A 23,212-nucleotide genomic window follows, 5' to 3' on the forward strand; every position below is an offset into this window, starting at 1 on the left:
ACGAAAGGATTATCATATGTCCGGTCCCGAGGAACGGCGACGTACGGTGGAGCTGTATTTCACCACGCCGATGACCACGGCCCAGGTGGTGAGGCATCTGGGCGATCCGACCAGGCAGTGCTTGGAACGCTGGCTGGCGGCGGATCCCGGGTATGCTGGCCATATGGCGGAACCAATCATCCCGCCGGAGATGAGGACCAAGGCGATCGAACCGGTGCCGGACGGCATGCGGCAGAAGCAGGCCGCCGAACTGCTCGGCGTAAGCGTCGGAGCTGTCCACAACTGGGTCAAGGCGTATCGCGAGGGCGGCATGGCCGCGATGCAGCCCAGGAACAGGAACGCCAGCCAGACCAACAAGCCTGCTCCGCGACCCACTGTGTGTGATCGAATAAAGGTGTTCACTGTCGGCACTTGTTTCTGTACACCTTGAGCGTTCAATTTGGACATTGCAGGCGGCGGTGATGCCGGTGGAACGAGAACACCGGCATCGTCCGGTTCCTTGATGGATTCCCGAGTGCCTGTCAACCAAACTGATGGTTCTCGGGAGGAAAGGAAATGACGACACCGGTGTGTGTCCGACAGCGTATCAGGCAGCTCGACCGCCAAGGCCTGAGCCACAAGGAGATATCACGAAGGCTCGGCGTATCGCGTACGACCGTGGTCAAGTACGCCAACCATGGGGATTATTCACCCAGGCCATCGAATGCCGTCCGACCGGGCAGGTCGCTGGTCGACGACGGGTACGCGGCCATCGTGGACGGATGGCCGGCCGCCGACCTGCGCATGCCGGTCAAGCAACGCCATACCGCGACCCGCGTGTACGAGCGGCTCGTGGCGGAATGCGGGTTCACGGGCCCGTACTCGTCGGTGCAGCGCCGGGTCAAGCGTTGGAGGCAAGAGCATCGAGCGCAGTCGGACGGCTTCGCCGAATCGAAGTGGGCGCCGGGAAGCGCGCAGGTCGATTTCGGCCAGGCCCGGGCCGTGGTCGCGGGCGTGGAACGGGTCGTGCATTTCCTGGCGGTGTCGTTCCCGTACTCGAACATGCGCCGGGTGGCGGCATTGCCGGGCGAGACCGCGGAATGCGTGTGCCAGGGACTGCTGGAGGTGTTCGAGAGGACGGGCATGACGCCCGGGGTCGTGGTGTTCGACAACGCCACCGGCGTGGGCCACCGCAACACCGACGGCACGGCCGCCCGGACCCGCCTGTTCTCCCTGTTCCGCGCGCATTACGGGTTCGAACCCCGGTTCTGCAACCCGTATTCCGACCACGGGAAGGGCAGCGTGGAGAACGCGGTCGGCTTTCGCGGGACGCGACCCGATGGTGCCGATGCCGTCGGCCGAGAGCTTCCGGGCGCCGGCCCGCGTGTGGCTGGACGCGTGCGAACGCATCGCCGGATCGGACCACTACCGGCATGGCGTTCCGGTTCGGGAACTGTTCGAGGCGGAGAAGGACCACATGCTGCCCTTGCCTGGCGTGCGGTTCGACCCGTGTGACTGGAGGAGCGTGAAGGCCGACAAGACCGGCTCCGTCGTCATCGACGCGAACCGGTATCTGGCCGGCCCGAGATGGCGTTCGATGCGTTTGCAGGCCGGGGTGCGCGTCTTCGAGATCGAGCTTCGCGATCCCGATGGCGGGCACATCGTCACATTGGAACGCGTGTGGGGGAAATCGGCGGAAACCCAGGCGGATCCGACGAGCCTGCTCGCGATCATCGCGCGCAAGCCGCGCATATGGGGCGAAAGCCCAATCAGGAACGATTGCCCCGATACCGTGCGGTCCCTGCTCGACCGCATGGACGGACGCGTGCGGGCCAACCTGCTCGACGACATCCGCGCCGTGGCCGCCGAATGCGGGTTCGCCGCCACCGTCAAAGCGGTGGAGACCGTCATCGACGCCGGACGGACCATCGACCGGGCCGCAATCGCCACATGCGCCCGACGCGTCCTCGAGGGCAAGGGCTCCTCGGGCGGCCAGGATCCGAAACACCATGACGAATACATGGAGGGACAGGCATGAGCGCACACGACGGCCAGCCGCGCAAGCGCGGCGGCGGAGTGGTCGACAAGGCCACACCCGGACAGGTCATGACCTTGGCGCGCAACCCGCCATTGACCCACAGCGTGCTCGGGAAGGCCATCGAGAACGCGACCCCGGGCCGGCCCGGCTTCCTCGCCAACCTGTTCGAGGCCGAGAACGCCAGCCGGGCCAGATCCAAACGGCGGCGGCTGCCCGGACAGGCCGGGTTCCCCCAGAACAAGACGCTTGACGGCTACGACCGGGGGCATGGCCTCGTTCCCCGCCGACCGGGGCCGCGAACAGCTGGAAAGCCTGGAATTCGTCGACCGGGCCGAGGACCTCGTGCTCCACGGCGACGTCGGCTGCGGCAAGACCCACCTGGCCATCGCGATCGGCATGCTCGCATGCCAACGCATGATACCCGTGAGGTTCCTCGCCGCCTCCAGCCTGGTCATGCGCTTGAGGAAGGCCAAGGACGACAACAGATTGGACGCCGAGCTCAAGTCGATCGGCACGGCCGGGCTGGTCATCATCGACGAGCTCGGCTGCCTGCCCATCGACATCGACGGGGCCAGGCTCCTGTTCCAGGCCGGCGCGGACTGCTACGAGACCCGCAGCGTCATCTCCGCCTCGAACCTCGAGTCCGGCGGGTGGGGCGACGTGTTCGGAGACGGGGACATGGCCGCCGCGGTCATAGACCGCATCGTCCACCACGGCGGGATCATCCGCTTCCACGGCGAATCCTACCGGAACAGACACTCCCTCATGAAATAAACCAGACAAACAACAAAACAAGGAACCAGCCGACGATGGTGTTCAAGTTGAACGCCGAAGGTGTTCAGATTAAGTGCTGAAAGCGAGGTGGTGACGTTTTCTTGGACTCCCTGACCGGGAGGAGAACCCCCTCATGGCGAAGTACAGCAGGGAGCAGCGCGACAGAGCCGTGGACCTGTACATCAAATACGAACGCTGCGCCGCCGACGTGATCCGCGAGCTCGGCTATCCCAGCAAGGGCGTGTTGCTGTCGTGGTACGCGGACCGGCTCGAGGAGGAGCGCACCGGCGTTCCCTCCGGGCGCGGGGAACGCTACAGGCGGTACACGGACGGGCAGAAACGGGCCGCGGTGGACCATTACCTCGAATACGGCAGACGGCCCGGCCGCACCATGCGGATGCTCGGCTATCCGAAAAGCAAGGAACTGCTCATGGCGTGGATCGACGAGCTCGCGCCCGGCCAACGCAAGTTGAGGCACGGTCCGGTCCCCGAGGAGCTGAAACGCGAGGCGGTGGTCGCGGTCGCGTCCGGACGGCTGAAATCGCGTGAGGCGGCCGCCGAACTGGGCGTGCAGGACGCGACTGTGCGAGAATGGAAACGGCAGATGCTCGCGAAATCCGAGGAGGCGACTGTGTCCGGATCCGGGAAAAGAAGGACCGTCGTGGAATCCAAGGAGCCGTCCGTCAAGCCGACCGTGGCTCCGAACGCGTCGGACGCGGCCGGTCCGGCGGATGCGTTGGCGTCGATGGAGAGGAAAGTGGCGGAGCTCCAGGCCCGTCTGGACGAGTTGGACGCCGATGTCGAACGGCAACGACGGGAGAAGAGGGAACTCGACATCGAGATCGCGATCCGGAAGGGCGCGTTGGAGCTGTTGGGAAAAGAGCCGGGCGCAGACCCGGAAAACCCGGCCAGCCGCGAGAAGACGATCCTCGTCAAACAGACCAGTGAGAAGCTCGGCGTGACCGCCAGAAGCCTGCTGCCCGTGGTCGGCATCGCGCGCAGCACGTACCATTACCAGCTCAAGTCCATGAAACGTCCTGACAAAGACGCGCCGTTGCCGGAGCTCGTGCGCGAGGCGTTCGAGAACAGCGAACGCCGCTACGGGTACAAGCGGATCCACCTGGAGCTGAAAAGCATGGGCGTCAGGGTATCGGCCAAACGGATCATGCGGCTGATGACCTCACATGGCCTGGTGCCCCTGTTCAAGAGCGCGAAGCGGTACAGCTCGTACAAGGGCGAGCTCACCAAGGCGCCGAAGAACCTGGTGAACCGCGATTTCCACGCCGAGCGGCCGAACATGCTGTGGGTCACGGACCTCACGGAATTCTCGATCCCCGCGGTAAAGGCCTACCTGTCGCCCGTGATCGACTGCTACGACGGCATGCCGGTCGCCTGGACGATCGGCACGAGCCCGAACGCCGAGCTGGCCAACGGCATGCTCACCGACGCCTGCTCCACGCTCAAGGACGGAGAGAAGCCGATCATCCACAGTGACCGCGGCTGCCACTACCGGTGGCCCGAATGGATCCGCATCTGCAAGGACAACAACCTGACGCGTTCGACGGGCGCGAAAGGCTGTTCTCCGGACAACGCGGCCGCGGAGGGATTCTTCGGCCGTCCCAGGCAGGAGTTCTTCCACAAGCGCAGCTTCGCGGGCGTCTCGATGGACGGGTTCATCAACATGCTCAACGACTACATGGTCTGGTACCGGGACAGGCGGATCAAGACGGAGTTCGGCATGAGCATCATGGATCGTCGACGCGAGCTCGGTCTTGTGGCATGATTAGTGGTGATGGAATCAACGACGAGTCCAACAAAACGGCACCAGCCCCAAGCGTCCACCTCGATTTGACAGAATACACACGTCTCCGTCATCGCCGGAGGAGTCATCGCGCCGCGGCCTCGACGGTGTCCCGCCGTCCTGCGCGGCGTTCCCGTTCCTGGGCGGCAACGCGGCCATGCCGCCCTCGCGATGCGCCTTGGCCCAATGGGCCACGGCGCTCACGCCCGCGCCGAGCCGCCGGTCGGCTTGCTTCCGCGCATGCCGCCCGATACCGGTTCGATCGTCTTCCGCCTGGTTTCCAGGGGATGATGGGTTTCGCCATATGGCCGACGTAACGGGGATCCTTCGCCGGCCGGCGTTCCAGGCGCCGTCTGGTCGGATGACCGAGATGTTCGACCGCTTCGGCGGTCGTCGTTGATGTCGTGAGATAGAGTTCCACCGCCCGCTTGCGTTCCTCGGGAGTGAACACAACCAAATCCTTGCGTTCGGTCTCCAAGAAAATGTCCGCAGCCCCTTTTCTTGGACTCCCCGACCGGGAGGAGACCCCCCCCTAGGGTGGTATACAGCCTAGCGCGCACGATGCGGCGCGGGCCATTCGAAAAGCAGGACACGCTGCTCACGGCGTGGATTGATGGGCACATGCCCCGGCCAACGCAAACTGAGGCATGTCCCGGTTCCCGAGGAATCGAAACGCAGAGCTGTGGACGCGGTCGCGTTGTTCCTTGCTGTATACCACCCTAGGGGGGGTCTCCTCCCGGTCGGGGAGTCCAAGAAAACGCCACCACCTCGCTAGTTGATATGCAGCTTCTTCTTCAGCATACCCACCAACATGGAGCGTTCTTTCTTTCCGAGCAACAGCACTACATCCAAAAGCATTGTGACCAACGCATACAGGCAGCACGTCAGAATCAGCGAAACCCAACCACTGGCGACCAGTGCAAATACATGCCTGATACCCCAACAAACCACGGAAGCCACCGTAGTGGAGACAAAATAACGGATATAGATGGGATAGAACTCGAATTTTCCGACGCTCAGACATCTGGAGGCATATATGGGCACGAACGTTACATTTGCCAGTATCTCGAACAAATTCGGAATCGCCGCAACAAAAAAGATACCCCACTTCGGAAGAACCTTAATGAAAGCAACCAGCACCACAATGGACAACACACTGTAGACAAGCCATACGATGGAGTATTTCTTCATACGGTTGACAATCAACGGCAGATTCTGCAACATCGCGGCGACACCGGAAACCAACAATCCCAACATGGTGAGGGTAAGCAACTGGTACAACAACCCCGTATCCTGGCCGCGCTGCCACAAACTCATGAAATCATATCCGGCCACAAGCGCCGCCACGAAAACAATATTTGTGAAGAATCCAGTCACTTTCATACCCGATTTAAGACCCTCGATCAGCTCCTTATGCCTGCCCTGTGCATAGTATTTCGTCTGCTCGGGATAAAACAAGCTCGATACGGTGACCACCAGTCCGCTGATCTGATTTGGAACGGTCTGAGCGATAGAGAACATACCCATAAGATATGGGCTAATCATCAAGTTCGCTACCAATAACTGCAATCCGAACATCATAATCTGCTGCAGCTTAGTCACTACATTCCAAACTCCTGCCGCGAACATCTCCCGAATGCTCGTCCACGACACCGATTCCTTGTGGAAGGAAATATCAGGAAGCAGCACACGCGTATACGAACGATTCATCAACGTCATCACCGCGGTCGCCAAGCATACGGCTAATCCCACATAGTAGACCTTTGGCGGCAAAATACCAAAAAGAACAACCATGACGATTACTCGTACCATGGAAAATGCGAGATTTGCAATACTGCTCAGATACAGCTTGTTCTTCACGAACGTGGCGACGGAATACACCGTGGCGATAACCGAAAGCATGAAATTTAGGAATATGAAGATGAACAGGGCCTTCACATCACCCACGAGATGCGGGGATATGTTCACAATCTTGTCAAGAAACACTACCACTGGAATCATAGCAGCCATCAATACGATGACCATGACGCCGTTCGCTGCAAGCGTGGACGAATAATACCCGTTTGCCTTTGCATCATCCCTCTCATGGTATGCAACCGTGATGAAGCGTCCGGCCACTGAGTTCAAAGCGATGGTAAGCAACTGAGCATAACTCACAAAAGTATTCGCTAGACCAACGAATCCATAAGCCTCGGCACCAATGTTATACACAATATATGGTGTGAGCACCAAACCGATTCCAACGGAAACTGCGAAATTCACCAAGCTCGCGACCATGTTCACAAACAGTTGTTTCTTATCTCCCATAACTCAACCTCACTCGCTAAACACCTTTACAGATTCATTGTAAAAGCTCTCAGAAAGGCACTCGATTTGCTGCAAACTATTCTTCGCCATCAGCCCACGCCACCCCTTTGCACTGCTCTAAATAAATACGCTCATGTATTGCCAGTAACTTACATGGACCATCTACACAATATTGATTCCATAAATCAATGGCATACTGACCTGATATAATCGCTTTTTTGTCCATAATTGTAAAAATCTTTGAGCGAAAAATCATAGATACGATAATGTACATGTCTTCGTATCTTTCAAGTACCGGATAAGTATTCCGTGGTTCACAGTCTATAACTACTGCATCAAAACTTTAATCTCTCGCTAAGGGGTTAGCAATCTTGCCATAATAACATGATATAGAACATACACAAAAGCATCAAATATCTAGAGTTCCTATCTATTAAACTAAAACCTATCAATATAAAAGTAGGCATGGGATCAACATGTCAAAACTTGAGGTTTACACACATAACTTATTAAAGTCACATCATCGCTCAGGAAAAATATAGTTAATTCAATACACACCCATTCTATTCAATAGTATCCGTCAACAATGTTGCTACAGCTTCGCTCAAGATAGTCGACACAGCAAATTTAAGATATAATACTTAAAACTATATACACATATTCTTCGTCAGTTTATTTCTTCATGAGCAAATGAATGCGATAAAAACCTACAAACAACCAAGGAGATAACCTAAAAATGAACATGACTAATTTTGTTTTTCGAGACAACCAATGCTTTGAACCTTCATATGCATAAAGCACCAATGAACGACATTCCTGAAGACGTCGCTGTATCTCACCATCCTTGCAGTCCAATACCGCATACCCATGTGCCAGTGCACCAATAGCGAAATACATCGCCGTATCCATGCAAGCCCCCATTACACCTTGCTCTCGGCAGTAATCGACTCGATCACAGAAGGCCTCGACCTCATCTAGGTTACTGACACTATATTCCTTGTGCATGATACTTTGTGAGCGTAACAAATAATTATACAAAACCTTATCAGTAAATGCCACACAATTAGCCTGATGGTACAGTCTATGCATCACAAAAGTATCCTCATGCTGCCGACCTTCCGGAAAACGTAAATCTCTCCATAAATTAGAGCTATAAAGTTTGTTCCAAACCACAGTATAAAGACCATTTTCACGCTTAGCCAGACAATCCATTGCCTCGAACGAAGTAAGCACATGCGGCCGAAGAACTTGATGATCGACTTTCTTACCTGATTCATTCAATACATCGATACCGCAAACAGCAATATCTGCCCGTTTCTCTGTTATGCATTTCAGAAGTTCGCTTACAAAATCTGGCTCCACACTGTCATCACTATCAACAAATGTAATATACTTACCGTGGCAATAATTTAAACCTGTATTCCTAGCCGCCGATAGTCCAGCATTAAACTGATGAATCACCGTAAATTGTTCTTTATCCCGTGCAAAATCGTCGCAGATTTTAGCACAGCCATCAGTCGAACCATCATCGACAACAATAATCTCAATTGGTGAATATGTCTGAGCAGCAAGACTTTCTAGACACCGAAAAACATACTCTACTACATTATAGACTGGAACAATAATCGACACTAAACTATTATTTGTTTCCATCATCGACCCTCCACTTAGTCATGCCTCAATATATACTATATTACATCACAATCCGTTTATCTGAAGACGCCTGATCCAAGCAATAAATCTGCTGGCCAAAAACCAATGGTGACGAAGAGTCGAGAGCGAAATTCGCTTAGCTAATCCGAACCGTTGAAAACCGCCCAATCGCAGCGGTTCAGCAAACACCGTCATAGCTAATACTCTACGATATTCGGCTTTACGTTCTGCTTCCGTCCATGGTGCCTGAGGATGAAATAAATAATGAAGTTGAATCAAAAGTAAATGAAACAGCACATAATCATTTAGTCCCGATATATATTCCGGGTGGTTCGACTGGATGATCAGCTTCCTCATTGCTCTCATCGAAGTCACGATTCTGTCAACATAATCGGAACGAAATGCAGTGACAGCAGATCCCATGTTGCGATAATAGCGATACACATCCTGTGGAATAGATCCCACACGTTTTGCAGCAAGTGCCGCAGAAAACACAAAAGCTGTATCTTCACCAACAGCAACTGACGAATCAAAGAGAATATTATTATCTATAAGAAATGAACGAAGGAATAGTTTACCCCACACCAAACCTAGTCCTTGGTCAGGGGAAAGAATATCATACCTCAATTCCTCGAGTTTTTTCCGTTCAAAAAGAACTGATTCAGGTTGGTAGATATGATGTTCGGTCGATGCTGCCAACTTTGTGATATAACTTCCTTGCACAATATCACAATTATACTTATCACCATATTCTACAAGCGTATTCAAAGCATTATCAGGTAATTCATCATCCGCATCCACGAAGGCGATCCATTTTCCCTGCGACAATTTAATGCCTTGATTTCGTGTCGTAGAGACCCCAGAATGAGACAAAACTACTGGTTTAAAAACAATAGAATCAGATAGAGAAATCTGACGAATCATTTTTATAAGCGATGGATCAGGCTTGCCATCAAACAAAATTAGGCACTCTATGCAAATATTTGAATCATCAAATCGTTGTCTATTAACTGAAACCAGGCATCGTTGTAACACTTGTGCTTCAGTTCTATATGACGGAATTATTATAGAAATCAAACAGGTAGACATAAAACTCACTTTCAAACTTTACTATAATCAAATGGAAATTGAGAATTCATATCCATTAATTCCATTTCCATGCATAATAAATATGGTAACCACAGTAAGCAACATATAGTAAAGGACTATCACAAACCAGAGCAGCGGCTTAGTTTTTTTGGGTTCATCTTTTACAATATGGCATATTTCAGCAAATAAAAATACAGAAAATAATTCTGTAATTCTAGTTAAAACCATATTACCGGGAAAAGCAATGGCCAAAGCTCCGAAAATGACCGACCCTGTTCTAACATACACTAATGTGTTATCGTTAAGATTTTTAACGGTTGAATTCGCAAAAGTCGATTCTGAATTTAAACTGTCTCTTCTAAGAAAACTATATAAAATGAGAATATTTGGTATTATGGACTTAAGCATAGCTAACCAATCAATTCCGGAAACATTAACTACATTAACATATCCCCGCCATGTTGGAACAATTTTAACGATCAAAGTGGCAATAGGCCCGACACCTCCCAAGAGTAAAACAAGCGCCACGGCATAAGTCACGATAACCCATTGATTGCTTTTCAAACGCTTAACTATCCAAGACAAAATATATACGACAAAGAACACAGCAGACACTCTATGAAAAGCGAGTGCTGCCATGGAAAAAGCAATACCAAATAAATATCGTTTTTTCAGGTTAAAAACAAATCCTATGAGCACAAAAGAAAGACCGATATATTGGCGTAGAATATTCATTGATGAAAAATATGTCCCTCCAGCAAGAAACATAAATGCGAAGAAGAGCCAATACTTCTCAGGAACTATATTCACTGTAAAATAGTAAATTGAAAAGATCAACAAGAATGCTGTGAATACAAATACTGCACGAGCTGTGAAGCCATATGCATACAACAATCTATTGAAAGCAAGAAATCCCGCCTCCTCATATGTTCTGTTGATACCTGGACTATTACTCCACGCAAAGATATCAATGTAATGCTGATAATCAGTTCCAATGCCTTTACGGAAAGCAGAAATAACTCCAGCAGCAAGCAATACAATCGTCAGTAATAGTTTCCTCACAGAAGTTGAGATGTGACTATATTGAGATATTAAATCAAAAAATATACTTACACTGATTAAAACTGCAAAAATAATCATACAAATCTTTACTGCTAATTTCTCGTTTGATCAGCAACAAAACCACTCTGAATTAAGGCTTCTTCCAATTCCTTCGATTGAGGATAGATAAACTTTCGAGCAAACAATATATCACTTTGCTGTAAAGTCTCAAAATCATCTATAGTCAGGGCTCTCGGTGAGCGATCACGTCTAGTGACTTGCTCCCATTCAATGAATCTAAGATTTCCACGCGGAGAAATGGTTTTTATATAAGGAGTATCTTCTATTTCTGTAAACTGGAAGCATTCATCCGCACAATACGTCCAACGATAACGACTCGCGATTTCATCAGCATGTCTAACATAAAACCCAGCCAGTTCATCGGTGATGCTCCACCATTCTGAACCCTTCAGGATGCGTTTTCCTTTAAAACGTCGAATACCAATCGCTCGTTGCGCATAACAAGACGCGAAATCGATATACTTCCATATATTTCGTTTCTTACCAATAAGGGAATCCTGAAAGAAATGATATTGATCACACCGAAGCTGTATATGACTAGGAGCGGAATCATCGAAATCACAGCTCATAAAGTTCTCACCATCATGTTCTTTGAAATAATGCATGATATAATTATGACTCTTGACTGGAAAATCCAAGCCTGAAAGCGTATGATAATAACGATATCTCCCATCTGTATTTGCGTATGCTGCTTTAAGTAAGGCAAGATGCGCCAATACCAGCGAAGAACCGCCCCATGTCGTATCGATCTGAGGTGTAATGAAAAACAATCCTGCAGACATGCTGGTTTTTATATCTTCTAACTGCTCATACCCATACTGGGCCTTGGCGTCAATATGGACGAAAATATCATTTTCCGCATAATCAAGTGCATGAATCAATGATCTGAGTTCCTGCAACCCTGTGTGAGCAAGAATCATATATGCATGACGCATAAAAAACCTTTCAGAGAAAACTGACATCACCATTTCGCCAATTCAATGAGCACTGCACGTTTACGTCTCTCGTGCTCATCAAGTACATGGTGCGAAAGCACTTTTGCTGGCACCCCCCCCATTACACTACCCTCACTTTCCACTGTTTTAATGACCAAGGCTCCTGCACCCACAACAACGTCATCCGGGATAGTAACGCCACCTAAAATCTTACTATCAACACTCATCTCAACAAAATTACCGATCTCTGGAACCTCATCATTTGCATGACCAACAATGCAATTTGCGCTAGCAGAAAAACCCATGCCAATACTTGCACGACCATTAATAATTATGGTTCCTTGTCCAAAGTGCCAAAATCTGGCTCCTGGACCAATAACATTAACGGGAACAATAACGCCATATCGACGTTCCAAGAACATGTAACGTAGAGCTTTAATCTCATAAATTAGATGGTGAAAGGGTGAACGATATCTATTATTAGCCCAATACTCCAGTTTTCGGTTCTTCTTCAGAAACCAATAACCTAACATTGTGTGACCGAGATGAAATTCCTCTTGGAGTTTTTCCCGCAACGTCTGATTCGTCAATTCGTAAGATGCACGATCCAATGCTAAAAAAAACTTTAAATCATCCCTAGTGCGGATACGTCTATCATTTCTCAACTTATCCATATCATATCCTTCGTCATATGACTACATAATTACAGATTAGCAATGCAGACTGAAAATGAATAGTCAAGTCATCTTCCATTTTCCACTCATGAATCACCAGACCAGTAGGTTGAATCAGCAGGTTTGTCAGAAACTTTTCCCATACTTCTTGCCGCAAAACTTGGCGTTAAGGAATCCACTTATTTTGGCGGGCCAATCAACCGGCTCGGGCGACACAACGGGAAGCTCAGTTACTCGAACACCTTGGCGCAACTGTTCGGAAAGCCACACATCCAGCAGCATCTCTGAAATGCGTCCTGGATAACGCAGGTTGAAGGAGTCATAGGCCGAATCGTCAGTGCGCTGCTCAAGTTCAAACAGGATTGGAAACAGCCATGCACAGTAATCGGCGAGCAGATCTCGACGCATTATGAACATATTGAACATATGCGCCGTTGTTCCACCCATCATCTTGTCGAACGCAGCAAGGTATTGTGGGTAGAGTTCCTGGATAATATCTCGAGCAACATCAAGATGCTCAGCCGGCAATGTGTGTGCATAATGCGAATGGACCGTTTCGATCACATAGTTACGGCGATGCGGCACTACTACATCAGCGTTCTGCAGCACTTGAGCAAGCTCCTCGCCGCCGATGATCCTGTCGAAACGGTCGTGGGCTCGACGTCCTAACCAACTGCGAGTAGCGAAATATCTGCGGTAATGCACCAAACCGATGTACTCGGCATCGCAGTTTTTCCACAACCAATACAGACCAGTCAGCTCCGAATACTTACCATTGCGGTCCGAGATATTCTCACCCTCATTGTCCTGAACCCAATCGGGCAGTGTATCCGGATGCAAAGTGGCACCCACATGCTTTTTTTTTTTTCAAGCAGAAGACGGCATACGATATAGCCTATGCGAAACTACGGCAACAACAATCCTCTGATTCGCAGTCATATTGTTATCCTACCTTTCGAATCAAAGCAAACCAGCTCGGAAACCAACGTTGCAGTCGAAGGATTCCACTCGAAGTATTCACGATAATAAGTATACATTATCTCTAAGCAGGAAAACTGTATTTATTTCATTATATTCATCACTTTTCCTTCTAAAACCACGATCTCTAATGAAGATCGAAACTAGAAAAACCGCAAAGCAAAAAACAAGAAAAGAGGAGATGACCAAAAACATTGTCTTCGAAGAAACATTGAATCTCCACCCTGAATAATATTGCAACCCATACATAACCGAAACAATCATAGGAAGACAAAATAAAACAATAGGATTGACGAAGATCCTATCCGGGACAAAATAAGTAAAGATAAAAATAAGAATCATGCACGTCAACATAAAGAGAGTATTCATTGCAACCTACTTAATGTGCCGAAATTTCAGAATGATTGCGTTTGTAACAACGATATATATATATATATAACCGGTGAAATGACGAGCAACCTCCACTGCAGCGATTGAACTTTTGACATAAGTCCAGCCGCCTTCGTCAAAGGCATCAACTCACGTAATCTGATCCGCGCAAATCGCTCGAATTCAGCCCATTCCTTGCGTTTACCTGCTAGAACAATGCGATTGTATGTACCTACGATAGATTCCAGATGACCATATGCGGCATACGGCTCATCTTGAGGATACTTCTTACGCACCAGTTCCAGCATGTTGCTGGTGGATTGCGCGAGTTTATCGGTAATGCCATGGGATTGGCTTCCTTCCGTCATACGATATCGGTATAACGGTGTGGAATCATAGACAATTCGTTCGGCGCGATCAAGCAGCTGATAAGTTACCGGGGAATCCTCGGCATACTTTGCGTCAAGCGGATAGCGAAGACCATCGAACAACTCCTTTCTGGCGAGCTTGTCCCATGCGACCACATAAAAATATCCGTGTATGTTGACGTATTTGAACGCATCTTCGGAGGTCATCACTATTTTCTGACCGGATAAAGCATTGCTATAGACACTACCATCCGGATTTTCGCGTTCATAGGAGATGATGGACAAATCCGCTCCAAATTCCCGCATGTTCCGCATCAGGGTAGAGAACATGTCTGGGAGCGTGTAATCATCAGAGTCCACAAAACCGATATAGTCCCCTCGAGCAGCGTCAAGTCCGGCGTTGCGGGCACCAGCCAAACCTTTATTGGCTTGATGAATCACACGGATACGAAAATCACGTTCAGCCCACGTATCACACTTTTCCCCCGATGAATCCGTGGACCCGTCGTCAACAACCAGGATTTCAAGATTGGCATAGCTCTGCCTAACAAGGCTGTCCAGACATTGGTCAAGATAACGTTCCACGTTATAGACCGGTACGATAACGCTAATCAGAGGATACTCAGGAATGGCCATACGTCTATCACCAGTTCTTCATATATTTCTTACCGACATGTTCTCATTTTCTGATTATGCCACAAGGCCGAGCCCACATCGCCAGTTCATGATGGTTGGATCTACATGCACACAGAGCTAGCGACTATTGATCTATTGTCATTTGATGAAAACGTCTGTCGCTCGGTCTCTGAAAGCAAACAACAACAATACAACTTCGACAAGTATGCAGAACTATTCCAGACACGGCACCCAGACATGATTCGGCCGGCTTCGTGCGATGGACTCAATGCAATCAAGCATTGTGAGCGTTTATTCTTTGTGGAGTATAAAAACGGCAATGTCGTAGCTAAAAACGGGCAGACCAACGAGATAACACTCAAGTCAAAACCGGCCACGAATATTGAGAAAAAGCTCTATGACTCAGTACTCATGTTGGAATATGAGGGACTTATTAATCTCGCCGTGAGCCGCAATCAATGTATTGCTCTTGTTGTTGTTCGCAATGATGCTGTCCCACGAAGCGAAGCAGAAGCAGATTCCTTGCAACCCACCGCAAACCCTGTATTTCCGCAGCTCATGAGAACTGCCGACGAATTCAATATACGAAGCGCTGCCGGATTGGCAGAAAAACTATACCTTGCTGTCAAGGTCGTCATTGTCGATATATTTGAACGAGACTATCTTCCGCATCTGGAAGTATGAAGTATAGATACCCGTATCACAAATAAACACTCATACCGTATAAGCATACTGACGCGTAATTTGAGGCCGTACTGGGGCTTCCTCAACGCGGTAGTGCTTGCGCATGCTGGTCAGGATGGTGCGCAGCGCCTTGTTTGTCTGCTCGGCGGCAGTACGGAATTTTGCGTATTCCTTGCCGTGCGGATCTTCAATATCCTCGGGTTCGGGAAGCATGGGCCGAATAATGGAAGCAGAGTCAATCACTGACTGCAAGCGTTCCTGAATGGTCAAGCCCTTGACCAGCCCGTTACGTGCGCAGTACTCGCACATGTTTGCGAAGTCACCCAATAGGAACGTGTATTTCACAGCAGTGGGAGCCAACGTGACGATGTCTTTGCGCTGATCCTTTTCAAAGCACAGGATCAGATCAGCTGACTTGGCCATCGGCTGTGTCAGGCGTCGAGAGCGGAACCCACTCGGTTCGATGCCCACGCTCTCCATGAGCAGGGCGCTGTTGGGGTCAATCTGGTGCATGGGCAAGCCATGCGTGCCCGCGCTGGAAACCTGCACTGTGGTACCGGAAAGGTAGCGGGTGAGTAGCAGCTCGCCCATGGGAGAACGACAGATATTGCCGGTGCAGACGAACATAATGTGCATGGGCTCAGTCCTTCTTCATACTTACAACGCTACCTTGCGGGCCTGCGTACAAACCACTAGCGCACCATTCTAGTCCGATACACCGGACTGCGGCCAATCCTCGTCCGCCCACCACCACTTCATCTTCACATGAATGTTACAAGGGATTCGCTTTTTGGGCGGATTTTGCTATAGGGGGGGGGGCGGCATTCGTGCTAGGGTGGGCGAGAGTAAGAGAAAAGAATGAATGTTCCTTGCGGTTTTTGGGGAACGATGGAGGAAGAATTCAGTATCATGCCGAAGGACAGAGGCACAGCAGCAGAGTCGCAGGCAACAAGCACCGCGACCATGGCAATGCCCAAAGTACGGGTGAGCGGGAGCCGGGCCTCGGCTTCGTTCTCCCCCGTTGCCGAATGTGACATTGCGCCGACATTCTTTGACGGCACCTACTTCTCCTCTACACCGGACGGCAGCTCCACACATAACGACACCACGAACATACGTCCATTGATGGGCCATTCTGTGCCGAAGTGGCGATATCTCTATAACACGACCTTGGTCGTGCTTGATCTGCTGATGACCATTGTGGCCACGTACATCGTGTTCCTGCTCCGACCTTTCGCTTATACCTATGTGCAGAGCATTGGTCCCGGCGAATACGGCGTTTTTAGCTTCCTGCTGTTGACCTGCGTATCGTGGCTCATCAGTCTGTATTCCGCACGCTCCTATGAACGGCACACCATGGGTGAGGGCTATGCCCTGTACGCCAAGCTGTTGAACGCTGCGTTCATCGATTTCATTATGCTGTGCACGTTGGGGTACCTGTTCCACCTCAATCTTCCCCGGTCGTTGAATGTGTTCATTCCGCTGGTTTCACTGGTGTTGGTTATTATCGAGCGTTGGATTATGCGCCGCGCGCTGCACCGCAACCGCATGAATGGCGAATTCAACTACCCGACTGTGGTTATCGGATCTCCGGAAGGTATCCACCGGACGGTCGAACAATTGCGCCAATGCCGTGGCCTCGGCTACGCGCCAATTGCGGTGTGCCCAGTGGCTTCAGTCAAGAACGAGGATGACCCGGATCAGGCGCAGCATTTGGTGTCGGTGCCTTTCACTCCTGCCAACGATGCTGAGTCACGACTGAAGGTGTTGCCACTCAACTCGCATTTGCCGCAAACCGCAAAGGGTATGAAGGCACGTACCGTATTGGTAGCTGATGTACTTACCCGTGATTCTGAGACCATGCGTACATTGTCCCTGGCCGTGGAATCCATGGGCATTGAATTGGCCCTCACTACCTCTGTGGCTGATTTGAGCGGCGCTGACCTGCATTTCCGCAACGATCCGACGATGCCAGTAGTCACTGCACGACTGACGCAGTACTCAACCGTTACCCGCATCCTCAAGCGTGTGTGCGATATCGTGCTTTCCGGTATCGCCATTATCTTGAGCTCGCCCATCATGCTATGGGTGGCATACAAGGTCAAGCGGGAAGACGGCGGCCCTGTGTTCTATTCGCAGACGCGCATCGGCATTTACGGCAAGCCGTTTACCATGTACAAGTTCCGTTCCATGCGCACTGATGCCGACGAAATCAAGGCGAAATTGGCTAAGGAACGCGGCATTGAGGATCGTTTTATCTTCAAGCTCAAGGACGATCCACGCGTGACTAAGATCGGTCACTTTATTCGTAAAACATCGCTGGATGAGTTCCCGCAGTTCTTTAACGTGTTCAAGGGCGATATGAGCTTGGTTGGGCCTCGCCCGCCGCTGCCTGAAGAAGTCGCGCGATATGACATGCTGTATTCCACGAGACTGCTGGTTAAGCCTGGTATTACTGGACCGTGGCAGATTTCCGGACGCAGCGATTTGACTCAGGAACAGTCGGAGTATGCGGATGTGTCGTATATTCAGGATTGGTCTATTACGGGAGACATCGTGATTCTGTTGAAGACTGTGGTGGCAGTGTTTAAGGGGACTGGATCGTACTGAGTTTTCTTTGGGAATGTTGAAATGTTGAGAGGGCGTCAGCTTCTTGCTGACGCCCTTCTTTTGTCTCTCCCTCAGAGCCTGTGGCTGACGTCCTCGTCAGAGGAACTTTTTTTAACCGGTTCTATTGTGGAGGTTCGAAGTTATGAAGAAGAAGATTATGGCCGTGCTGGCCGCTATCGCCGCGGTGTGGCCATTGCGTTGCTTGCCGCCGCGGGCATCGCCCTGTTCGCCGTCCGCAAGAGCACCACTCGTCGCTGACGTGACTGACATAATGGACGGTAGACGCTGAAGCATAGTTCGCGAATACCACTGAACCGGGAGTCGATGATTCCCGGGGTTTCCATGTTATTGCTACGGTAATTATGCAATCATGCATGCATAGATTTGTATAATACTAAATTAGTTGGCTACAATTAGCGACGTAAAAAAAGACACGTGACCAATGCAATAAGGAGAGCAATCATGGCTTCATTGCTTCAGGGATTCGAAGAGGTTCAGCTGGTCAAGCCGGTGGGCAAGACCGTTCTGACCGTCACCGATTCCGCCATTCGTTTCAACAAAGCCACCGCTGAAGCGCTCGGATTCCCGGCGTACGTCAAGGTGCTGATCAACGACAAGACCAGGCAGATCGCCGTGACCCCGGCCACCGCCAAGGCCGGCAACGCCATCAAGTTCAGCAAGCCCGAAGGCAAGCAGGCCGCTTCGGTAAGCGTCAAGGAAGCCACGCTCATTGAAGCAGTGAAGGCATACCTCACTCTGCCCGAGGCACCGGAAGGCGAAATCGCCTACCAGTCCGTCAACGGTACCGCCTACCCCGAAAGCAAGACCGTGATCTTCGACGTGGCCAACGCCACCGCCGGCACCATGAAGCGCCGCGGCCGCAAAAAGGCCGCCTGATTCTTCTGCCTTGAAATGGTGCCCTGATTGCAGACGAGGGGCCGGAACCCGTAAAAGATTCCGGCTGTTCCGCCAAGGTGCCACGTCAACAGCTCCTTGGTTTGGTCTGTCCAGTGTACGGGAAAGGTTCGATGGATACTGGTATGCTGTCTTCTAGCAGAAAGGTCGCGCCAACTTCGGAGCAATCTTCTAGGCGGCGCCACAGACTTTCGCCCCGTTGGACCCAACTGCCGAGGTTTCCTCAACCTCAGTTGTTACCAGAAAGGTCCCTGGCTGGTGAACTCAGTCAGGGACCTTTTACTTTTTCAGATTCCGGGTTAAGGGCCAGTTTCCTTACCTCGATTTGCAAGGAAAGCCCGATGCCATAAGGCACCACCACTAAGAATCGTGTCGCAACCGCGCTTTGCGACCCACCCAAGCAAATACCAGGCAAATAAAATTTTGGCGGAATTCCAACGTTTCGCACATGTGGAGTGCAGAATACGCAGTAACGAAGCAAATAAAAAAGTCCATTAGAGCTACGGCAGCACTATCACCGAATCAGCATAAACGATTGCTCACTCTCGTACCCATGCCGGTATATACCGCATCTTCTTATTGGCGGCATCCGCATCCACCGGGCGGATCAACCTGTCAGATATGGCGTCAGCAATCAGCCTTGAGATTTGAGAGCTGGATGATGTGGATAGTCCGAACCTCTCACGCAAAGACGCATTAGTCAGCGCATTACCATTGGCGTACTGCAGACAAGCATGCCAGTAGCATGCCTGCAATCTTTCATCAACCGTAAGATCCCGATATGGGCGCCGCTGCATTAAACGGACCCGCATACTCGGCGCATCACCGCGAGACTCCTGAATCTCTGGCGCAGGCAACTGCATCAGTTCACAGGAACGAATAATCTTATCCCAGCCAGACCCGGCTTCTTCACATATATGCAGCCTACGAGCCAATTTTGCCAGTCGCGGATTGCGTGACTGAGGAGGATCATTAACCAGCCTCGGCACCTGAATCAGGGATGCACCTGGATTAGAAAATTCAACACGATCATCAAAAACCTCCACGAGAGGACCACCGCCTCGTATCGTAAGATCCTGATGAATGAGCATATTGCCCACGAGTTCACGAATCGCCAATTCAGGATAACCGTTCATGGTTACACGCAATCCCTTATCAATCACTTCTTGCCCCGGCAATAACGCCTGAATGTAATCCATGACACCGTCAATATCGGCATATCCACGTAGGAAAATCTTGGAACGAGTCGCCGCAATCCGATCTTTGCCCGAGTAGCGAATAATGCGAATGGCCTTACGCGAGACAGTCTCGAAATCATCCATATTCGCCGCGAACAACAACGCCCCGAGATTGGTTACAGCGTATTGCCCGCTATCTAACGTCTTAACGATGTTATCTGTAACGAGATAATGAAGTATGGACGACCCACCTTCCGGTACTGGAATACCGGTCTGAGTAAAGTAACGAGCCCAATCGATTTTATGCAGCACTTCATCGCGGCTTAGCCAGCGCAATGCTATCTGATCCTCAAATGCTCCTGATCGAGTCAAATCCCACAATCGTTGTTCACGTTGGGAATTTTTCTGCAGAGGTTGGGTCGAGGTTCCTGAACGAATATATTCGACATTATCGAACGACACCGGATAACCGACTGCCGGCCAAATACGCAGCACAACGACATGTTTGCCATCTACATCGACTGAGAGGAATCGGAACTCAGCATTGCTGGAGAGTTTTACACGGAGCCAAATTTCTAGTTCCTGATTGCCCCTTTTTGCCGTCAGCGGATCGAATGATGTCCCGATAATGGCATGCGTCGAATCCTCAACACCCCATACCATATACGCATAATCTTGCCCCTCCACAATTGCGGAATTAGCAAGTGCCGCAATATCACGGCCAATCATCTCGAATCGGGCATTGGAATCCTTGAACTCAATCGTCTGCGTCTCCGAAACGTGACCGATGAGTTGTTTCACCAGTTCAACGTAATCTTCCGGCATGATGCTTATCCTTTCCGCGGCCCCTCTGCCAAGTCGTTATCTCAAGTTCTTTTCCATCCAGTGTACCCCGCCCAAGCAAATACCAGGCAAATAAAATTTTGGCGGAATTCCAACGTTTCGCACATGTGGAGTGCAGAATACGCAGTAACGAAGCAAATAAAATCATCAGGAGGGTCGCACAATCGATAGCTGGAGTCGGTCCCATACAATCACAAAGCGGACCACGTGGCCAACACTTGGGAACGGCCTTACGGATCCAACGTGCATACTCACCCATGATTAAAGGGGCTCTTCGGGTGTTTGTGTGGGTGTGAATCATCTGTCTTGCTTACTGTCTATTGGCGTCCGGGGAGTTGGAGGTTGAGTCCGCCGCATTTGAGCATGACCAGGGCGATGAGGTTGTCGAGGTTCCGGTAGCCGTAGCCGATCTTGATGGTGGTCTTGATCCTGTTGTTCACGGCCTCGAGCCTTGCGTTGGATAGTCCGCTGACATGCTTAGCCGCGAGCGCCCTGTGTCGATGATGAGCAGGCGCGAGTGGCTGAAACATTCAAGAAACTCCATCGAGGCGATATGGGCATCGTTGCCTACGAGGATGAGCACAAGTTTGATGGGGACGGGGACGAGCCGGCGTAGCATCAGTTCGCTTGAACTCACATATTCATGTATATATGTGTATATAAGTGTATATTTTTACCTAGAACTTATGGAAGGCCAAAGGAACCGCACATGAACACCGTGGATTCAGCCAGACGCAAAGAAGCGATGCACGCCCTCAATCCATTCGCGCCCGGAGCGGGAAGACAACCCAAGGAACTCGTAGGACGCGAGCAGGAACTCGAAATCATGGACAGAATCATCGCCAGAACAAAAGCGGGATACTCCGACCGCGGACTGGTCTACAGCGGGCTGAGAGGCGTCGGCAAGACCGTGCTCCTGCTGAGAATGAAAGACATGGCCGCCAGCCAGGGACTCATTACCGTCCGCATGGAAGCCACGGGAAACGAGACCCACGACTACGAACTCCTCTTCGACGGCATCTCCAAAGCAATACTGCGAGAGAGAAGAGGAACGCTCCGACAGAAAATGCTCGACTCCCTCAAACACGTCAACGAGGTTTCCCTCGAACTCGGGGTAATCAAAACGTCAATCGGGTTCGGCAACGAGGACAAAGGCATATCCAGCGACTCGCTGCGACTCGAAATGATGGTCGAGGAACTATGCCGCGAACTCAAAAAGGAAGGATCGGGCCTGTTCCTGTTCATCGACGAGTTCCAAGTGATGTCCAGCGACCTGATGGGCACCATCATCGGACTGCAGCACAGCATGGGACAGGAGGATCTGCCCTTCTACGTCATCGCGGCGGGACTGCCCAACCTTCCCGGCGTTCTTACCAAATCACGCTCCTACGCCGAACGCCTGTTCCAGTACAAGCGAATCGGACGGCTCCCTGAAGACGAGACCAGGGAATGCTTCGAAAAGACCATCAGCAAGATCAATGTGCGATTCGACGACGATGCCCTGAACCGTCTCATAGAGCTCTCCAAGGGGTATCCGTATTTCATCCAAGCATATGGTTCTGCAGCCTTCGATGAATCCGAATCATCGCCAATCCCATTGTCCGCCGTCATCAAGGGCGAACCCATAGCGCAGGCATCACTGGACAGCGGCCTATACGAATCACGCTGGCAACGGGCCCGCCCACTGGAACGGGAATACATGAGGGCCATGGCCTCGCTCGAAAAAAGCGTGTGCAGCTCGGCGGAGATCGCGGAACGACTGGGACGGCCGCCTGCGGATGTCGTACGGGTCAGAAAAGGCATCATCGATTCCGGGCTGGCATATGCGCCAGAACGTGGGCTCTTGGCATTCACCGTTCCCGGCATGGGTGATTTCATTCGCAGAGCCGCACCGTCGGAGGAACAGACCTATGACGACCAAGCATAGAGAAAACAGAAGCCTAAGGACTACAGGAACCTATTACACGACCACATCGTGGCATGACGCAGGGGATATGAAACGTACCCGGTCGCTCGTTATGAGCGCCGGGGCGTTTGTGGTTGTTTGACGAAATCGTCCGACGGGGTCTTGAATTCGTCGGAGACGGCGCGTTTCAGGACTCCGTCTATCTCGAGCCGAAGCCGTATCCGCAATATCTTCGATACCATTCCTTGTATCTTTTCCCTACCTTTTCCTCCGGAAAAGCGATCTTCCCATAAGCGTCCGAGATGGTGAGAGCAAGTACCAGGGCGGCACCACAGCATTCCGCCCGCAGCGCC

Annotated in this window: 19 protein-coding genes and 2 pseudogenes; 9 read left to right on the forward strand and 12 right to left on the reverse strand. The window is 51.1% G+C overall.

The features are described from left to right. Positions 1-16 precede the first annotated feature (16 nt). The 4 genes and pseudogenes from FYJ31_RS05040 (at position 17) to FYJ31_RS05055 (ending at position 4,574) form a co-directional block, all read left to right on the forward strand. Complete coding sequence (locus FYJ31_RS05040; protein ID WP_012578361.1) at positions 17-430, forward strand: helix-turn-helix domain-containing protein; 414 nt, start codon at positions 17-19, stop codon at positions 428-430. Positions 431-555: 125 nt separating this feature from the next. After that, positions 556-2,017, forward strand: a pseudogene (gene istA / locus FYJ31_RS05045) (IS21 family transposase). A 68-nt stretch (positions 2,018-2,085) separates the two neighbouring features. Next, a pseudogene (gene istB, locus FYJ31_RS05050) lies at positions 2,086-2,791 on the forward strand (IS21-like element helper ATPase IstB). A gap of 133 nt (positions 2,792-2,924) precedes the next feature. Next, a complete protein-coding gene (locus tag FYJ31_RS05055; RefSeq protein ID WP_154536151.1) occupies positions 2,925-4,574 on the forward strand; it encodes an IS3 family transposase in 1,650 nt (549 codons plus the stop codon). A 789-nt stretch (positions 4,575-5,363) separates the two neighbouring features. On the opposite strand, the gene FYJ31_RS05060 is transcribed toward FYJ31_RS05055, so the two are convergent. From FYJ31_RS05060 to FYJ31_RS05100, 9 genes are all read right to left on the reverse strand, one after another. Then, positions 5,364-6,899, reverse strand: a complete 1,536-nt coding sequence (locus FYJ31_RS05060) for a lipopolysaccharide biosynthesis protein (protein WP_154536152.1) — start codon at positions 6,897-6,899, stop codon at positions 5,364-5,366. Positions 6,900-6,975: 76 nt separating this feature from the next. Continuing rightward, positions 6,976-7,173, reverse strand: a complete 198-nt coding sequence (locus tag FYJ31_RS05065) for a hypothetical protein (RefSeq protein WP_154536153.1) — start codon at positions 7,171-7,173, stop codon at positions 6,976-6,978. 398 nt (positions 7,174-7,571) lie between these two features. Beyond that, positions 7,572-8,555: a glycosyltransferase gene (locus tag FYJ31_RS05070; RefSeq protein WP_154536154.1), complete on the reverse strand. Its 984-nt coding sequence runs from the start codon at positions 8,553-8,555 to the stop codon at positions 7,572-7,574. Positions 8,556-8,597: 42 nt separating this feature from the next. Further along, positions 8,598-9,641 carry a glycosyltransferase family 2 protein gene (locus FYJ31_RS05075; RefSeq protein WP_154536155.1) on the reverse strand — a complete coding sequence of 348 codons (1,044 nt, stop codon included), beginning with the start codon at positions 9,639-9,641 and terminating at the stop codon, positions 8,598-8,600. A gap of 27 nt (positions 9,642-9,668) precedes the next feature. Then, on the reverse strand, positions 9,669-10,781 hold the full coding sequence (locus tag FYJ31_RS05080) for an EpsG family protein (protein WP_154536156.1): 1,113 nt from the start codon (positions 10,779-10,781) through the stop codon (positions 9,669-9,671). Positions 10,782-10,795: 14 nt separating this feature from the next. Continuing rightward, positions 10,796-11,698 carry a beta-1,6-N-acetylglucosaminyltransferase gene (locus FYJ31_RS05085; RefSeq protein ID WP_195839445.1) on the reverse strand — a complete coding sequence of 301 codons (903 nt, stop codon included), beginning with the start codon at positions 11,696-11,698 and terminating at the stop codon, positions 10,796-10,798. Positions 11,699-11,724: 26 nt separating this feature from the next. Further along, positions 11,725-12,372 (reverse strand): hypothetical protein, encoded by a 648-nt coding sequence (locus FYJ31_RS05090; protein ID WP_154536158.1) that lies wholly within the window; start codon positions 12,370-12,372, stop codon positions 11,725-11,727. A gap of 126 nt (positions 12,373-12,498) precedes the next feature. Next, complete coding sequence (locus FYJ31_RS05095) at positions 12,499-13,224, reverse strand: DUF4422 domain-containing protein (RefSeq protein WP_326831181.1); 726 nt, start codon at positions 13,222-13,224, stop codon at positions 12,499-12,501. A 521-nt stretch (positions 13,225-13,745) separates the two neighbouring features. Next, positions 13,746-14,723: a glycosyltransferase family 2 protein gene (locus tag FYJ31_RS05100; protein WP_229773855.1), complete on the reverse strand. Its 978-nt coding sequence runs from the start codon at positions 14,721-14,723 to the stop codon at positions 13,746-13,748. A 105-nt stretch (positions 14,724-14,828) separates the two neighbouring features. Here FYJ31_RS05100 and FYJ31_RS05105 point away from each other — a divergent pair, with 105 nt between their 5' ends. Then, the gene (locus tag FYJ31_RS05105) at positions 14,829-15,407 is read left to right on the forward strand and encodes a hypothetical protein (protein ID WP_154536159.1); all 579 of its coding nucleotides are present in this window, start codon (positions 14,829-14,831) and stop codon (positions 15,405-15,407) included. A 30-nt stretch (positions 15,408-15,437) separates the two neighbouring features. Here the strand turns inward: FYJ31_RS05105 and FYJ31_RS05110 are convergent, their stop codons facing one another. Beyond that, positions 15,438-16,043: an arsenate reductase/protein-tyrosine-phosphatase family protein gene (locus tag FYJ31_RS05110; RefSeq protein ID WP_015512401.1), complete on the reverse strand. Its 606-nt coding sequence runs from the start codon at positions 16,041-16,043 to the stop codon at positions 15,438-15,440. A 252-nt stretch (positions 16,044-16,295) separates the two neighbouring features. Here FYJ31_RS05110 and FYJ31_RS05115 point away from each other — a divergent pair, with 252 nt between their 5' ends. The 3 genes from FYJ31_RS05115 (at position 16,296) to FYJ31_RS05125 (ending at position 18,914) form a co-directional block, all read left to right on the forward strand. Beyond that, positions 16,296-18,017, forward strand: a complete 1,722-nt coding sequence (locus tag FYJ31_RS05115) for a sugar transferase (protein WP_154536160.1) — start codon at positions 16,296-16,298, stop codon at positions 18,015-18,017. A gap of 21 nt (positions 18,018-18,038) precedes the next feature. Further along, positions 18,039-18,275, forward strand: a complete 237-nt coding sequence (locus FYJ31_RS05120; protein ID WP_154536161.1) for a hypothetical protein — start codon at positions 18,039-18,041, stop codon at positions 18,273-18,275. A gap of 204 nt (positions 18,276-18,479) precedes the next feature. Further along, positions 18,480-18,914, forward strand: a complete 435-nt coding sequence (locus FYJ31_RS05125; RefSeq protein WP_143723599.1) for a hypothetical protein — start codon at positions 18,480-18,482, stop codon at positions 18,912-18,914. A gap of 557 nt (positions 18,915-19,471) precedes the next feature. Here FYJ31_RS05125 and FYJ31_RS05130 read toward each other — a convergent pair. Both FYJ31_RS05130 and FYJ31_RS05135 read right to left on the reverse strand, forming a co-directional pair. Then, positions 19,472-20,935: an ATP-binding protein gene (locus FYJ31_RS05130; RefSeq protein WP_136500869.1), complete on the reverse strand. Its 1,464-nt coding sequence runs from the start codon at positions 20,933-20,935 to the stop codon at positions 19,472-19,474. Positions 20,936-21,270: 335 nt separating this feature from the next. After that, positions 21,271-21,483 carry a transposase gene (locus tag FYJ31_RS05135; protein WP_154536162.1) on the reverse strand — a complete coding sequence of 71 codons (213 nt, stop codon included), beginning with the start codon at positions 21,481-21,483 and terminating at the stop codon, positions 21,271-21,273. A 179-nt stretch (positions 21,484-21,662) separates the two neighbouring features. Here FYJ31_RS05135 and FYJ31_RS05140 point away from each other — a divergent pair, with 179 nt between their 5' ends. Next, complete coding sequence (locus tag FYJ31_RS05140; protein ID WP_154536163.1) at positions 21,663-22,880, forward strand: ATP-binding protein; 1,218 nt, start codon at positions 21,663-21,665, stop codon at positions 22,878-22,880. The last annotated feature ends 332 nt before the right edge of the window (positions 22,881-23,212 follow it).

The organism is Bifidobacterium sp. WCA-178-WT-4B, from assembly GCF_009696495.1.
Classification (GTDB): domain Bacteria; phylum Actinomycetota; class Actinomycetes; order Actinomycetales; family Bifidobacteriaceae; genus Bifidobacterium; species Bifidobacterium infantis.